12 protein-coding genes are annotated in these 15,036 nt (G+C 44.9%); 6 read left to right on the forward strand and 6 right to left on the reverse strand.

Features of this window, described 5'->3' with window-relative positions; genetic code table 11:
- Positions 1 to 286 precede the first annotated feature (286 nt).
- On the forward strand, positions 287 to 988 hold the full coding sequence (locus E2491_RS11935) for a DsbA family oxidoreductase (protein WP_134375970.1): 702 nt from the start codon (positions 287 to 289) through the stop codon (positions 986 to 988).
- A 261-nt stretch (positions 989 to 1,249) separates the two neighbouring features.
- On the opposite strand, the gene E2491_RS11940 is transcribed toward E2491_RS11935, so the two are convergent.
- Positions 1,250 to 2,665 (reverse strand): alanine/glycine:cation symporter family protein, encoded by a 1,416-nt coding sequence (locus tag E2491_RS11940; RefSeq protein ID WP_134375873.1) that lies wholly within the window; start codon positions 2,663 to 2,665, stop codon positions 1,250 to 1,252.
- Positions 2,666 to 3,041: 376 nt separating this feature from the next.
- Between E2491_RS11940 and E2491_RS11945 the strand changes: the two genes are divergently transcribed.
- Positions 3,042 to 4,007 carry a class F sortase gene (locus tag E2491_RS11945; protein WP_134375874.1) on the forward strand — a complete coding sequence of 322 codons (966 nt, stop codon included), beginning with the start codon at positions 3,042 to 3,044 and terminating at the stop codon, positions 4,005 to 4,007.
- A 121-nt stretch (positions 4,008 to 4,128) separates the two neighbouring features.
- Here E2491_RS11945 and E2491_RS11950 read toward each other — a convergent pair whose 3' ends face one another.
- The 3 genes from E2491_RS11950 to E2491_RS11960 all read right to left on the reverse strand — a co-directional run bounded on the left by E2491_RS11950 (position 4,129) and on the right by E2491_RS11960 (position 8,594).
- Positions 4,129 to 7,206: an efflux RND transporter permease subunit gene (locus E2491_RS11950; RefSeq protein ID WP_134375875.1), complete on the reverse strand. Its 3,078-nt coding sequence runs from the start codon at positions 7,204 to 7,206 to the stop codon at positions 4,129 to 4,131.
- Positions 7,207 to 7,490: 284 nt separating this feature from the next.
- Positions 7,491 to 8,255 carry an HAD family hydrolase gene (locus E2491_RS11955; protein WP_134375876.1) on the reverse strand — a complete coding sequence of 255 codons (765 nt, stop codon included), beginning with the start codon at positions 8,253 to 8,255 and terminating at the stop codon, positions 7,491 to 7,493.
- A 21-nt stretch (positions 8,256 to 8,276) separates the two neighbouring features.
- Positions 8,277 to 8,594: a thioredoxin family protein gene (locus E2491_RS11960; protein ID WP_134375877.1), complete on the reverse strand. Its 318-nt coding sequence runs from the start codon at positions 8,592 to 8,594 to the stop codon at positions 8,277 to 8,279.
- 189 nt (positions 8,595 to 8,783) lie between these two features.
- Here E2491_RS11960 and E2491_RS11965 point away from each other — a divergent pair, with 189 nt between their 5' ends.
- Positions 8,784 to 9,602 (forward strand): ABC transporter ATP-binding protein, encoded by an 819-nt coding sequence (locus E2491_RS11965; RefSeq protein WP_134375878.1) that lies wholly within the window; start codon positions 8,784 to 8,786, stop codon positions 9,600 to 9,602.
- Between the two features lie 117 nt (positions 9,603 to 9,719).
- Positions 9,720 to 9,965: a DUF2573 family protein gene (locus E2491_RS11970; RefSeq protein ID WP_134375879.1), complete on the forward strand. Its 246-nt coding sequence runs from the start codon at positions 9,720 to 9,722 to the stop codon at positions 9,963 to 9,965.
- 265 nt (positions 9,966 to 10,230) lie between these two features.
- On the opposite strand, the gene E2491_RS11975 is transcribed toward E2491_RS11970, so the two are convergent.
- Together E2491_RS11975 and E2491_RS11980 are read right to left on the reverse strand one after the other, a co-directional pair.
- On the reverse strand, positions 10,231 to 10,524 hold the full coding sequence (locus tag E2491_RS11975) for a spore coat protein (RefSeq protein WP_134375880.1): 294 nt from the start codon (positions 10,522 to 10,524) through the stop codon (positions 10,231 to 10,233).
- Between the two features lie 12 nt (positions 10,525 to 10,536).
- Positions 10,537 to 10,764 carry a hypothetical protein gene (locus E2491_RS11980; protein ID WP_134375881.1) on the reverse strand — a complete coding sequence of 76 codons (228 nt, stop codon included), beginning with the start codon at positions 10,762 to 10,764 and terminating at the stop codon, positions 10,537 to 10,539.
- 180 nt (positions 10,765 to 10,944) lie between these two features.
- Between E2491_RS11980 and E2491_RS11985 the strand changes: the two genes are divergently transcribed.
- Positions 10,945 to 11,862, forward strand: a complete 918-nt coding sequence (locus E2491_RS11985; RefSeq protein ID WP_134375882.1) for a proline dehydrogenase family protein — start codon at positions 10,945 to 10,947, stop codon at positions 11,860 to 11,862.
- Positions 11,863 to 12,582: 720 nt separating this feature from the next.
- Positions 12,583 to 14,988: a 3-hydroxyacyl-CoA dehydrogenase/enoyl-CoA hydratase family protein gene (locus E2491_RS11990; RefSeq protein ID WP_134375883.1), complete on the forward strand. Its 2,406-nt coding sequence runs from the start codon at positions 12,583 to 12,585 to the stop codon at positions 14,986 to 14,988.
- The last annotated feature ends 48 nt before the right edge of the window (positions 14,989 to 15,036 follow it).

The raw sequence follows: 15,036 nt of genomic DNA on the forward strand, positions 1-15,036 counted from the left end.
GGAGTCTTCGGGGGAATCTGGCCCTTTGGTTAAAAATCTATTTGCTCAAGTTCATCAAGTGCTCCGGCGTTCGCCGGATTGTTCTTGAAAGTGTCCGAGCTAGGGGCGAAAGTGACAAGGTTGAGCCAAAAAGTGTCCGAACTCGAGATGAAAGTGTCCAAGTGCACGGCCGCCTTCCGTTTTTCGCCCCTGCAAATCTGCCACTCCTCAGGCAGATTTTTCGATTCCCTCACGAAAAGAGGATATGATAATAGCATCAGGTATTTTTGAAGGAGGCAGGTTGTTGATGAAGATTGAGGTTTGGTCTGATTATGTATGTCCGTTTTGTTATATAGGGAAGAGGAAGCTTGAGAAGGCGCTTGAGTCGTTTGAGCATCGTGACCAGGTGGAGGTAGTTTACCGCAGTTTTCAGCTGGATCCGAATGCGCCGTTGAATGCGTCTGAGGATATGTATACGACGCTTGCTAAGAAGTACGGTATGTCTTATGAGCAGGCGGTTCAGATGACTGAAGGGGTTGTGCAGCAGGCGAAGGAAGTCGGTCTTGATTATGACTTCAGCAAAATGAAGCGTACGAATACGATGGACGCTCACCGTATTTCCCACTTTGCGATGGAAAAGGGGAAGGATAAGGAGCTGACTGAGCTGCTGTTGAAGGCTTACTTTATAGAAGGAAAGCATCTTGGAGAGCATGAGGAGTTGCTTGCGATTGCTGCTGAAGCCGGGCTTGATCGTGATGAGGTGAAGTCGGTGCTTGAGAGTGACCGTTATGCTGATGCTGTCAATGCGGATATCCAGACGGCGTCTCAGATTGGTGTGACGGGTGTTCCGTTTTTTGTACTTGAATCAAAATATGCGATTTCAGGTGCACAGCCGGATGAAGTGTTTGCCGGTGCATTAAAGCAGGTGTGGGATGAGACGAATAAGTCTCCGCTTGTCAATGTAGGCGGACAGGGAAATGCATGCGCAGATGATTCATGTGATATTTAATAGATGAACCGGACAAACCTGAGTTTTTCAGGTTTGTCCGTTTTTTTGTGTGGGTGAAATTTTTAAGAGTGGTTAAATAAACCCGGAGAGTGGTCAAATAACAGAAAAGAGTTGTCAAATAACCTCAAAAAGTTGTTCAATTATCCAAAAGTTTGGTCAAATAACCCCGAAGAGTGGTCAAATCGCCGCCGCAAGCAACCCAACAACCCCACAACACAAAAAAAGCCGTGCACGAGGCACGGCTTTTAAGCTAAAACGCTATTAAGATGCATCCTTCTTCGCTTCGTAGCGGATTTCATCCCAGCAGTCTGTATTTTTAATACCGAGTGCTGTCGGTTTGAAGGTTGGATCAAGTCCCTGGCTGCGCTGCTGCTCGTAGTCTTTAAGCACCTTGATCGCAATACCGCTTAAGAGCACGATACCGATAATGTTGATGATCGTCATCAGGGCCATGAATACGTCAGCCATGCTCCACACGAGTCCAAGGCTTGCGTATGAACCGAACATGACAAGTCCCATTGTCAGAACGCGATAGATGTTAAGCGCTGTTTTGCTCTTTTTGATAAATTCAATGTTTGTTTCACCGTAGTAGTAGCTTCCGATAATGGAGCTGAATGCGAACATGAAGATCGCTGCAGCAATAAAGATACCTGCCCAGTCACCAACCTGTGCACTCAGTGAGCTTTGAAGAAGTTCGATTCCTTCAAGTCCTGTTGACTGGTAATCTGTGTTGACAAGGATAATGAACGCTGTTGCAGAACACACAAGAAGTGTATCTACGTAAACACCAAGCGTCTGGATAAAGCCCTGCTTTGCCGGGTGGCTTACGTTTGCAGTAGCTGCAGCATTTGGCGCACTACCCATACCGGCTTCGTTCGAGAATAGTCCACGTCTTACACCCTGCATGATCGCTGCACCAATACCGCCTCCAAGCGCCTGTTCAAATCCGAACGCGCTGCTGACAATCGTTGCAAATACAGCAGGAATCTGAGAGAAGTTCATCACAACAACAATCAATGCAATGCCAATATAAAGCACGGCCATAATTGGTACAATGATACTTGAGAAGTTCGCAATACGGTGAACACCACCGAAAATGATGATACCTGTAAGAACAGTTACAATACCACCTACAACCAGACGGTCAATACCGAATGCACTTTCAAATGCGAGTGAAATTGTATTACTTTGAACTGAGTTGAAAATCAATCCAAACGTGATGGCAATGAGTACGGCAAAAATGATGCCTAACCAGCGTTTATTCAATCCTCTTTCAATATAGTAGGCAGGTCCGCCGCGGTAAGCTTTACCGTCACGTACTTTGTATACTTGCGCCAATGTACTCTCGATGAAGCTCGTCGCACCTCCGAGAAGTGCCACGATCCACATCCAGAAGACAGCACCCGGTCCACCAATGACGATCGCGACTGCGACCCCTGCAAGATTTCCTGTACCGATACGCGTAGCGGCACCAATAGAAAACGATTTAAAAGAGCTGATGCTTTTCATTCCATCTACCACAACTGATTTGTCACCGAGTACCCGTACCATTTCTTTTAAGTAACGGAACTGGACAAAGCGTGTTGCAATTGTGAAGTACAAACCGGCACCGAGTAACCCGGCAATCAGGATGTACGTCCATAAAAAATTGTTTAAACCATCAATAATTCCTTGCATGTTCTCCACCTCATCTGATTGAATTGTCTGAATGTTGTATAATGTACATGAATATTCATCGCTTGTAAATAGGAGATCGTAGGAAAGAATGTTGATTTATAAAGGTTCATGTAATTGATTTTTCCTTAAAATAGAAAACGGTATGCAAAAACGTGCATATCAATTTCCAGTTAATATTCAGAAAAATCCCTTTCCTTTAGCAAATGGAAGCGTTACAGTAACAAAATCATTTCCATTAGATAATCGAAATAAAATCTATCTGGAAAGGACAATTGTCTTTCTAGAAAAAATTTTTTATTTGTTTTAAAAATGATCCATTTAAAGAAATAAACCGTTATCTTTTTATGAATCGACCTTTAAAAGGAAGTGACGTGCTGTGGTTAGAAAAATCATGTTATCTGTTATGAGTGCGGCGGCGCTGTTTCTCGTTGGTTATGGTGTATTGCTTGCCAGTGAGAAAAATGAACCGCAGGAGCAGCAGGAAACGGCTTCAGCCCAGGAAAGTGATGAAACGCTTGGATCACTCGATGAAGCCGTAGCTGATGGAGAAGAAGAGGAATTTCCGATCCTGGAGCGGGATCTGGAAAAATATGAAGAGTTAATGGCAGCAAGGGAGCCGGAAGTGACGCCTTTAACCCCTGTCAGCTTAACCATCCCATCACTGGAGATTGAAGCGCCGGTTATTCAAGTGGGAATGCTTGAAAATGGTGAAATGGAAGTGCCTGAGGATGTCAATGAAGTCGGCTGGTTTGAACCGGGCGTGATGCCGGGTGCAAGAGGGAATTCAGTTCTTGCCGGTCACGTAGACAGCTATCGCGGACCTGCGGTATTTTTCAAACTGAAGGATTTAAAACAGGGTGACGAAATTATCGTAACCGGTGAAAATGGAGAAACGCTGACTTTCGCTGTAACGGATATTCAGACATATCCATCTGATGGTGCACCAATTGAACGTATTTTCGGACCATCAGGCGAGCGGAATCTCAATCTGATTACGTGTACCGGTCCCTTTAACAGAGACTCCGGTCAATATCCGGACCGTCTTGTAGTCTATACTCAACTCGTGGAAGAAGAGCCTGTTGAGATCGACTACGAACCATCTGTCCCTGAAAATGTTGAACTGACTGGTAATCTGCTGAAATGGTATGCCGTGCGCGATAAGGAAGTAGTCGGCTACCGCATTTATCAAAAGCAGGAAGACGGTACATTTGATTACATTGACAGCGTTTCTTATTTTGAACGTAAGAGTCTTGTGATCGAAGATGAACAAGGTGTCTATGCCGTATCATCCGTTGCTATTGATGGCAAAGAATCAGCAAAAGCGATCCTGCCACCGCAATAAGATAAAGCCTGCAACATCCGGTTTCCTAATCGGGTGCTGCAGGCTTTTTTGTTAAGGGAGTCGATTTGGATATTTAACAACCAAAAAGGGATGAAGCACATAGCTTCATCCCTTTTTATAATCAATATTGTCCACTTGCCTTAAGTTCTTTTCCTTTACGTCTGAAACGAAGGAACACAAGATACAGCATCGGCACGATAATCAGTGTTAACAAAGTAGAGAATGAAATACCGGCAATGATCGTAATCGCAAGCGGGGTGAACAGTGCGTCACCACTTACGGCAACCGGGATCAGTGCGACAATGGATGTTACAGCTGTCAGCACAATTGGACGGATTCTGACACGTCCTGATTCGATAACGGCTTCTTTTACGCTCATACCACCTTTGATTCCCTGTTCAATAAAGTCAATCAGCACAACAGAGTTTCGTACGACGATACCTGTCAGTGATACCATACCCATGACAGCCAGGAAGCTGATTGGTGTTTGAGTCACAAACAGTCCGAGAATCGCTCCGGCAATAGCGAGATAAACGGCTACCAGAACAAGGAATGGAAGAGATAACGAGTTAAACTGGAACGCAATTAACAGATAGACAAGGAAGATAACAATAATAAACAGTAAGATGATCTCTGAGAAGAAGTCATCCTGAGCTTCATTTTCCCCGCCAAGTGTCAATGTATAATCGGCATCCAGGTCTGCTCGGACATTATCCACAATCTCTGTTACTTTTGCTTCAAGGTCTTCCACTTCTCCAGGGAATGCGCGAATCGTAATCGCGCGTTCTCCATTTTCGTGTGGAATTCTTTGAAGCTGTGACGTTTCCTCAGCAGTCACCAGGTCACTTAAAGGAACCAGAGTTGGTGGTCCCTGAGTGGAAGTGCCTGCAGGAATCTCAATCTCTTCTAAAGGAATGTCCTCTCCCTGTGGAACAGGATCTACAAGAATCTTTAGATCACGCTGGGTCACCCCATCATCAAACGCAGCCATTGGCACCCCTTCTGTCACGAGGCGGATCTGCTGGCTGATTTGTTGAACAGAAATACCATTTTCCTCGAGCGCTTCACGATTTGGTGTGTAGGCGATCGAAGGTTCCTCTGCACCAATGTTATCCAGAACAAGATCAACACCCAGTGCATCAATTTCTGACATCACTTCATCACGAAGACTGATCAGCTGATCAAGCTCAGGACCAGCGACCGTAACAGTTACTGGCGCACCAGCTGGTGGTCCCTGCTGAATCGTTTCCATAAAGATCGTTGCATCAGGGTACTGGCTTCGAAGTTCATCCTGCCAGTCATCAATCAGTCCCTGCGAAGTCTGATTTTCGCGGTCTACACGCGCGACAATTTGTCCCGTATAATCACCGGTTGTATCAAGCGAGCTGTTAAACAGGTTAGGCAGTCCGGTTCCGGCGAAAATGGACGTTTCATAAACGCCTTCATCCTGCTGGAGTGTCTGCTCTATTTCCTGAAGGGTAGCAAGCGTCTCCTCAAGCGGCGTTCCAATCGGAAGCGTCACGTCCACCGTTACCTCTTCACGATCGGCAGCCGGAAAGAATTCAAATGGTGTTAATACGACTAAACCAAATAATAATGTGGTCAGCACGAGGCCGATGATAGACGTTAAAAACGGTTTTTTGATTGTTTTCTTCAGGATCTTATCTGCATAAACATCTGCAATCCAGTTCAGCGGTTTACCTAAAAGCCCCGGAGAATCAGATACTTTTTTCTTTGTTGTTTTATAGAAGCTGTAACGCATCATTGGTACAAGAACGAGCGCTACAATCGTTGATGCCAGAATCGTTGTAATCAGAACGGTTGGCAACGCACGGATAAAGGCACCGTTTCCTCCTGATAAAAACACAAGAGGGAGGAAGGTAAAGACAATGGCGAGAGATGAGGTCACGATAGACACCCACACTTCTTTTACGCCTGTAACAACGCCTGGCAGTGCTTTATCACCAAGCTTGAAACGACGCTGGATGTTATCGTTCACCACGATTGAGTCATCGACCAGGATACCGAGGGCAATAATGACCCCGATGACAGAAATCTGGTTCAAGTCAACGCCTGCTGAAGGGAGCGGAATGATCCCCATTAAAACGGATACAGGTACGGCTACAGCTACAACAATCGCACCGCCTGCAGTCAGACCGAGTGAACTCGTCACGATAACCGCAATTACAGCAATCGCCAGCGACAGGAATAATCCGTCGAAAATCGTATTAACAAGGTCAGCCTGAGAATAATAAGGCTCCAGTGTTAAGTCTTCAGGCAGCGTTTCTTCAAGCTCTGCTATTTTTTCTTCTACTGCCTCATTGACTGACGGAATATCCTGTCCTTCATCTAAAAATACGGTAAATGAAACAGCAGGACGATCTTCAATTGTAATTAAATCCTCTGTTTTCTTCGGTTGAACTTCAACAGCACCCACATCTGAGAGCTGTACCGCTTCACCCTGTGGATTTTGTCCGATGACTACCTGTTCAATTTCTTCGACTGCCTGATAAGATTCAATAGATAGCTGATAAATCGTGCCATCACTTTCCTGTTTTCCTAGTGGAACAGGGTTAAACTCTTCGTTAATGGCTGTCATTACCTGTGGAAATGCAAGGCCATTTTCGCCAAGACTGTCAGAATCGAGCGAAATGATGATTTCGTCTTCCTGAACACCTTTTACAGTCGTGCTGGAGACACCAGGGATCGCTGAAACTTCTTCATCCCACGTATCCATAATCGTGGAAAGACCATCGAAGCTTGTGCGGTTTTCCGCTGTGATCATGTAAGAGGCTACTGGGAAATTGGCAGCGGCCTCACTGACAGTTGTTTCGAGCACTTCTTCAGGAAAAGCGGCTGATGCGTCAGATACTTCCTGACGAATGGAGGACAGTGTTTCCTGTTTATCTGCTCCTTCTGCGATCGTCACAATAATTTGAGAAAAGCCTGCAGCAGAAGAGGAAGAGAATTCCTCAACACCGTCAATCCCCTCAATATTCCGTTCGATCGGATTGGTTACATTTTGTTCAACAGTTTCAGGTGTCGCTCCGGGATAAACGGTTGAAACCGTCGCAATGTTAATTTGCGTTTCCGGAATTTCACGCTGTGGAAGCTGAAGAAAAGTCAGCACCCCAACAATGACAAATAAAATAAATAAGATCATAAAAATCTTTGATCTTTTCAGCACCCACTCAAACATGTGTGCACCTCCTGCTTTCTCTTTGTAGTAGTAGAATAACCTTACTTTTTCACATTACCGACAGATGTGTCAAGAAAGAAGGTGCCGGGGTGTGTTTTCACATAGAAAGTCTAAGAAACTGGTTATTTCAGGGGAATTAGTGCGATTAAACATTTGATTTAGAAAACCTTTCTGTAATCATGATGACCCACTGGTAATGGATGCATTCCTGTTTCAAAAAAGAACACATTTTTTCTGAAATCTGACCACACAAAAAACCACAGTTGAATCAACTGTGGTTCGGTTTAATAAACTCTTTTTTCCCATATAACCTTCATACCGTCTAAGCCTTCGATGGCGTAATCTGCCAATGGTGTAAGCTGCTGCAGCATCTCAGGTTTCTCATTGACGAGGACACTTTTGCAGCCCGCCGCTTTTGACATCATCAAATCCACAATACTGTCGCCAACAACCAGTACCTCGTGAGCGGGAACTGTAAAATTACGCAACACCTTATCAAGCATATCAGGGGCGGGTTTTCCATGTGCGACAGAAGCAGGGGTTACAATAAAATCCGCTTTGTTATGGAAATCCAACAGCTTCAGGCATTCAACTGTCCGATCGTGCTGATCAGACGTCACAATACCTACGACATATCCTGCTTCTTTTAAAGAGTATAAAAGCTCCTTAGCTCCCTGTGTCGGAATAAATGCGTCCTTTATATTAAGGGAGCGGTTGCTTTCTTCAAGAAGCTTTTCAGATAAAGCCAGCGATTCAACCCAGGGCTTTTTTGTCTGCTGGTAAATGAGTGCGGCAATTGCGATTTTTTCTTCTTCTTCGCCCGCAATCGCAAGAAGTCCACTGTGATCAACGCCTTCACTGTCAACACCCATCATACGGTCCCACAAATCACCGTTGTGAAGACCGGCAATCGAAATAAAACGTTTTTTTCTTTCTTTATTTAACGCAATCCAGAAAGGCTCAGCCTGGAATAACGTACCGTCTTTGTCAAAAGCAATGACGGATGCTGAAATGGGTTGATCCCCAATCTGAATCGTCCTGATTGACATCGCTGACCCTCCGTTTAACTTTTATTTTTGGGCCTCTAAAAACTCTGTTACCTGTTCAGGTGATTTGGCATTGGCAGAATGCAGGTGCGCTTTCTTTTCGCCGTTTTGGAAAATAAGAAGACTTGGAATGCCCATGACTTCCTGTTCATCTGCGATTTCCGGCAGCTCATCACGATTCAGATTGAACCATTTATAGCCGTTATATTCATCCATTATGTCATCAATGAACATGTCCATTCTGCGGCAGTCCGGACACCAATCAGCTGTAAACTTCACAATAACCGGCTCTCCACTATTAATTGCCTCTTTAAATTGTTCAGTATTTTTAATTCCTTGCATGATACATCCCTCCATAGTGAAATCATAAAAGGTTTAATCCTAAAACGCAAAAGAAAGTGATTAATGTGTGAAAAAACTGATAATGATTCTCAGAATCATTGACTTGAGAGTCATTCTCAGCTAGACTTATTAACAGATTAATTGTACGACTGCGACGATTGCGAAGGAAACTAAAGGAGACAAGAGCTCATGCTTAAAACTCAGTCACTTACACTTGGATACGGAGATTCCATTATTATAGAAGAACTGGATTTAACAATACCAAAAGGCGAAATTTCTGTTTTAATCGGAGGTAACGGCTGCGGTAAATCAACCCTGCTGCGTTCCATGGCCCGCCTGTTAAAGCCGCATGACGGAGATGTCCTGTTAAACGGAAAAGAAATTAACCGCTACTCCTCACGTAAGGTTGCACAGGAAATGGCGATCCTGCCACAGTCACCTGTTGCACCTGAAGGACTTACGGTACTTCAACTCGTTAAGCAGGGGCGCTACCCTTATCAGGGATTCCTTCAGCAATGGTCCGCAAAAGATGAAGAAGCTGTTCAAAATGCACTGGCATCAACCGGGATGCTTGAGCTTCAGGACCGCTTTGTGGACGAACTTTCCGGAGGACAGCGTCAGCGTGCCTGGATTGCGATGACACTGGCGCAGGATACCGACATCATCCTGCTGGACGAGCCGACAACCTATCTCGATATGACGCACCAAATCGAAATTCTCGATCTGCTGTTCGAATTAAATGAGCGCGAAAACCGGACAATCGTCATGGTCCTTCATGATTTAAACCTTGCCTGCCGCTATGCTCACAACCTGATTGCCGTAAAAGACCGTACCGTTTACAAGCAGGGGAAACCGGAAGAGGTCATCAGCTGTGAAATGGTGCGCCACGTATTCGAAATGAACTGCCAGGTCACAACGGATCCGCTGTTCGGTACACCGTTGTGCATCCCGCACGGAAGAGGACGCTGCATCGTTCAGCAACCCGCTAATCCGGCAGTGGCCCAGTAAACTGACCAGATTCGATCATTTCGAGAGTCAGCTACTGTATAGATAAACACTGATTAAGAAAAAATGAGGAAACCGTCTATTTGGCGGTTTTTATCTTTTTAAAGGAGGAAGTCTGTCATGATAAACGAAAAAATAGATGCAATGGTAGAAAAATACGCAGAACTACTGACCGGAGATACTTCTGAAGAATCTATCGAAGAAATCAAACTTTATATTCTCTATAACCATATCGCCAAATCCATGCCAGCCTTAGCGAAGCATTGGAACGCTGTTTATCCGGAAGGGAAAGACGACATGAAAAAAATTGTGGCTGATATTCAGCGGAAAAATAAAGTGCTGAGAGAAGAGAAGAAGGATACATAAGAAAACCGGGCTGGGGGACATCCTCCGCTTTCCATGGCCGGGCGGTGAACCCCTTGTGCTTCGCACAATGGTTTCACCTGTCCCTTTCCGCCATAGGAGTCTACGGATGTCCCCCAACCCTATTGTTTATAATCCGCATATTTCAAATAATAACAAAATGCCGCGTAGTAGCTAACGATATTAAGCAAGGACGATCCGCGCGAAACATTGAATCGCGACAATTGAAAGAAAATCACACACATTTAAGGATGAATTTCTAATCTGCTTAACTCAACGGCAGCTGGCTCTGGTCAGTTCTTGCCTGCTGGGCAGCGGTCTGGATTTTGTTCGGTGTTTCCTGCTCAGGTTTGTACCAGTTCTGCTGCTGCATGAAAGAATAAAGAGTGTGCTGCTGTCTTGCCGTTTCCTCTGTAATAGACTGGATAAATTGAAACAGCGGCTGATTACTTGCTTCATTGGCGGCTACACTGTAGCTGACTGCCAGATGTTTTTCGAGAATAAGAATATCCGTTGCCCAGTCACGATCTGTCATGACGGCATTTGTCTGAATTTCCTGCATGCTGATTCCTCCTTACTGGATTTGTCCCGGCTGTGTCTGCTGTGATTGACCTGCCAGAAAAGCTGTCGTCTTCTCGTAATGATTTCTGTGCATGTTGCAGCATGTTTCAAGCTGTGCCTTTAACTGGGGATTCGTGCACTGTGCCGCAGCATAATGAGCTTTTTTCGCTGCAAGCATGTTCCATTCAAGAACGTCTTTCAAATAGAGGACATCCTTCGTAGAAAGTGATTGTTGATTCATCTCATATCCCTCCTTTAAAATCGGACTTAATTTGTCCAAATAATTCAGGTTTTATGCACCTATCTTTGTATTCAAATAAAAGGATTAATGATAGAATTAGACTGATTCATGTAACGATTTCCTATTTTCAAAAAATAGAGAGCGCTTGCAGGAAATATTTGATTCAGGGGGTTTGACATCATGGAACGAGTGATGCGTGATTTCTTTTTGTTCTTATCTAAAAATAAGCCGATGACCAAGGCGGCAAAGCAGTACGGACTGCGTTTCGGTGCAGCACGCTTTGTAGCAGGTGAAACCGTTGAACAGGCGGTAGAAGCCATTAAAAAACTCAATGAAGAAGGGCTTTGCGTCACGCTTGATTATCTTGGTGAATTTATAGATAACGAACAGGAAGCAGCAGAGATGACGGATCAGTGTGTGAAAGCCGTACATGCAATCGGTGAACACAACCTTGATTCACAGCTGTCACTCAAGCTGACATCAATGGGCCTTGACCTTTCAGAAGAGATTGCACTTGAAAACATGCGCAGAATCCTTGATGCTGCGGTTCAACATAACGTATTTGTCACCATTGATATGGAAGACTACGAAAGATGCGGCAAGACACTCAATATTTTCAAACAGCTCAAATCTGAATACGACAACATCGGCACCGTGATTCAGGCATACCTGTACCGTACAGAAGAAGACATGGTCGCCCTGAATGAATTTTCACCAAACCTGAGACTCGTAAAAGGCGCTTACAAAGAATCACCTGAAGTCGCCTACACAGATAAAAGCCAGGTCGATGAAAACTTTCGCAAAATTATCAAAATGCATCTGCTAAACGGCAACTACACAGCCGTTGCTACGCACGACGATGCAATTATTGACTATACAATCAAGCTAGTCGAAGAGCACAACATTCCAGCTGATCAATTCGAATTCCAGATGCTTTTCGGCATCCGCGAAGAACTTCAGCGCAAGCTTCATAAAAAAGGCTACAAAATGCGCGTATACATGCCATTCGGGACAGACTGGTACGGCTACTTCATGCGCCGCCTGGCAGAACGCCCAGCCAACGTGGCATTTGTTGCTAAAGGGATTATTAGTAAATAAACATAACCGGGCCGTATTCCCCCTACGCTTTCCGTGGCCGGGCGGTGAACCCCTTGTGCTTCGCACAATAGTTTCACCTGTCCCTTTCCGCCACAGGAGTCTCCGGGGGATTACGGCCCTTTTTTGATGAAGGAAATATAGCTGGAATTTTTATCTCTCATTTGCTTTTGCAGATTTTTAAGTGAGTTATTAAAGATTTTTATATTGCCATCTGTTATATGTGGGTGTGACGTTTTCAAATTAAATTCCACTTCATTAAAAACAACAAAAGTACCGGGGGATTCCGCAGACTCCTGCGGCAGAGGAGCGACAGGTGAGACAACGCAGCGCGAAGCGTAAGTTGGCTCACCGCGCGGCCTTGGAAAAGCGGAGACGGGCGTTTAGGGACGTACAAACTGGACCGGCCTCGACGGAGATAAAGGAAACACGGTGAACGAAGTGAACCGATGTTGACTTATCGGACGAGGGGACGGGAAGTTTGCTAGTCGCTGCCCGACGGAGCTAGACAAAGGAAAGCGGAGGAATCCCCCGGTACGGTTTTTAATAAATACTCTCAAATCAATAAATCACAGTCACACCACTCATTTTTTTACATAAAATAATGAAAGCGCTTTTTTAATGGTTGATTAATAGTGTGCCATCCATTAAAATGAAATTGTAAAGAATTTTCTTATATTTTTTTATCCAAAAAATGAATGATGATTCATTCAATTAACGGAAATGCACAATAAGGGGGATATTCAGTTGAGCAGACGTATTCAAAAAGCTGCCGTTATCGGATCAGGCGTCATGGGATCAGGCATTGCAGCACATTTAGCTAATATCGGTATTCCAGCGATGCTGCTAGACATCGTTCCGAATGAATTAACAGATGAGGAAAAAGCAAAGGGACTTACACTTGAGGATCGCGCAGTGCGCAACCGCTTCAGTGAAGGAGCCATTAAAAAATTATTTAAACAAAAACCTGCGCCGCTTGCGACGAAGTCAAATGCAGCACTGATTCAGGCTGGTAACCTTGAGGATCATCTTGAGCAGCTTGGTGAAGTGGACTGGATTATTGAAGTGGTTGTTGAAAACCTTGATGTGAAAAAGAAAGTGTTTGAGAAAGTGGAGCAGTACCGAAAGCAGGACAGCATTGTCAGCTCGAATACGTCAGGGATCTCCATTGAGGCGATGACTGAGGGACGTTCGAAGAATTTCAGAAGGAACTTCCTTGGAACTCACTTTTTTAACCCGCCACGTTATCTGAAGCTGCTGGAAGTCATTCCTACAGCGGATACGGACCCGGAAGTCGTTCAGTTTATGAAGGTATTCGGTGAGGATGTTCTGGGTAAAGGAGTCGTATTTGCGAAGGATACGCCGAACTTTATTGCCAATCGCATCGGTACATACGGTCTGCTCGTCACGGTAAAAGAGATGCTGAAAGGCGGATACAGTGTTGGGGAGGTTGACTCCGTAACTGGACCGCTGATCGGGCGTCCGAAGAGTGCGACATTCCGTACGCTGGATGTAGTAGGACTTGATACATTCATTCACGTAGCGAAAAACGTCTATGACAAAGTGGACGGTCAGGAAAAAGAAGTGTTTGAAGTTCCGGACTTTATGCTTCAGATGCGTGACAATGGCTGGCTTGGAAGTAAGTCAGGTCAGGGATTCTTTAAGAAGGAAGGCAAGGAAATCCTGCAGCTGAATCCTGAATCAATGGAGTATGAAGCACGCGGAAAATTGAAGGCTGCCTCTGTTGAGATGGCGAAGCAGGAGAAAGGCTTCGCCGGCAAGCTGAAGACGCTTGTTTACGGTAAAGACCGTGCATCTGAGCTGTTATGGTCAATTCTTGCACCGGTTCTTGTGTACTCGGCTGAACTGACAGGTGAGATTGCAGACGATATTACCGGTATTGATCAGGCGATGAAATGGGGCTTTGGCTGGGAGAAGGGTCCTTTTGAAACGTGGGATGCCATTGGTGTAGCAAAATCAGTTGAAAGAATGAAGGCTGAAGGCTTACACGTTCCTGCGTGGGTGGAAGAGATGATCGCAAACGGTCATGACTCGTTCTACAAAGAAGAAAATGGAGATCTTTTCTTCTATTATAACGGTGAATACCGTTTGATCGTTGGAAATGAAAAAGCGATCAACCTGAAGCAGCTGAAGAAAAAGCAGGGTGTCATTAAAAAGAACACAGGTGCAAGCCTGATTGATCTTGGAGATGGCGTTGCGCTTCTTGAATTCCACTCGCCGAATAATGCGATTGGTATGGACATTATCCAGATGATTAATTTCGCGGTTGAGGAAGTGTCTAAAAACTATAAAGGTCTTGTTATCGGGAACCAGGGCAAGAACTTCTGTGTTGGTGCGAACCTTGCGATGATCCTGATGGAAGCGCAGGATGATAACGTGTTTGAAATCGATATGGTCGTGAAGCATTTCCAGGAAGCGATGATGAAGCTGAAGTATAGCTCATTCCCGGTTGTGGCTGCACCATTCGGAATGACGCTCGGCGGTGGAACAGAGGTTTGTCTGCCGGCTGATCACATTCAGGCATCAGCTGAAACGTATATGGGACTTGTTGAAGTCGGTGTTGGCTTAATCCCTGGCGGCGGCGGAAACAAAGAGCTTTACCTGAATTACTACAACTCACTTCCAAAAGGTGTCGATTTCGACCTTCAGAAAGTCGCGAACAAAGTGTTTGAAACGATTGCGATGGCGAAGGTGTCAACATCAGCTGCTGAAGCGCGTGACAATCACTTCCTGACAGCGTCAGACGGCATCAGTGTCAATGGAGATCATCTCATTTATGACGCGAAGCAGGCGGTCATTCATTTAGCGGAGCACTATACAGCTCCTGTTAAAAAGAAAGTACCGGTTGTCGGTGAAACAGGTTACGCAACATTATTGCTTGGGGCACAGTCGATGCACCAGTCAGGCTTTATCTCAGAGCATGATCTGAAAATCGCCAAAAAGCTTGCGTATGTGATTGCAGGTGGAAAAGTTCCGTTTGGTACAGAAGTTGATGAAGAATATCTGCTTCGCCTTGAGAGAGAAGCTTTCCTGAGCCTGATTCAGGAACAGAAATCTCAAATGAGAATGCAGCACATGCTCGTAAAAGGCAGACCGCTTCGTAACTAATTAAAGATGGCAGCAGGCTTAGTTTTTCAGCTGCTGCATTCATAGATT

This window comes from Jeotgalibacillus sp. R-1-5s-1 (assembly GCF_004405105.1).
Lineage (GTDB): Bacteria > Bacillota > Bacilli > Bacillales > Jeotgalibacillaceae > Jeotgalibacillus.

Bases quoted from the DNA above. Each gene is read 5' to 3' on its own strand.
- E2491_RS11935 (WP_134375970.1), top strand. From the start codon at position 287: ATGAAGATTGAGGTTTGGTCTGATTATGTATGTCCGTTTTGTTATATA.
- E2491_RS11940 (WP_134375873.1), bottom strand. From the start codon at position 2,665: ATGCAAGGAATTATTGATGGTTTAAACAATTTTTTATGGACGTACATC.
- E2491_RS11950 (WP_134375875.1), bottom strand. From the start codon at position 7,206: ATGTTTGAGTGGGTGCTGAAAAGATCAAAGATTTTTATGATCTTATTT.
- E2491_RS11955 (WP_134375876.1), bottom strand. From the start codon at position 8,255: ATGTCAATCAGGACGATTCAGATTGGGGATCAACCCATTTCAGCATCC.
- E2491_RS11960 (WP_134375877.1), bottom strand. From the start codon at position 8,594: ATGCAAGGAATTAAAAATACTGAACAATTTAAAGAGGCAATTAATAGT.
- E2491_RS11965 (WP_134375878.1), top strand. From the start codon at position 8,784: ATGCTTAAAACTCAGTCACTTACACTTGGATACGGAGATTCCATTATT.
- E2491_RS11970 (WP_134375879.1), top strand. From the start codon at position 9,720: ATGATAAACGAAAAAATAGATGCAATGGTAGAAAAATACGCAGAACTA.
- E2491_RS11975 (WP_134375880.1), bottom strand. From the start codon at position 10,524: ATGCAGGAAATTCAGACAAATGCCGTCATGACAGATCGTGACTGGGCA.
- E2491_RS11980 (WP_134375881.1), bottom strand. From the start codon at position 10,764: ATGAATCAACAATCACTTTCTACGAAGGATGTCCTCTATTTGAAAGAC.
- E2491_RS11985 (WP_134375882.1), top strand. From the start codon at position 10,945: ATGGAACGAGTGATGCGTGATTTCTTTTTGTTCTTATCTAAAAATAAG.
- E2491_RS11990 (WP_134375883.1), top strand. From the start codon at position 12,583: ATGCACAATAAGGGGGATATTCAGTTGAGCAGACGTATTCAAAAAGCT.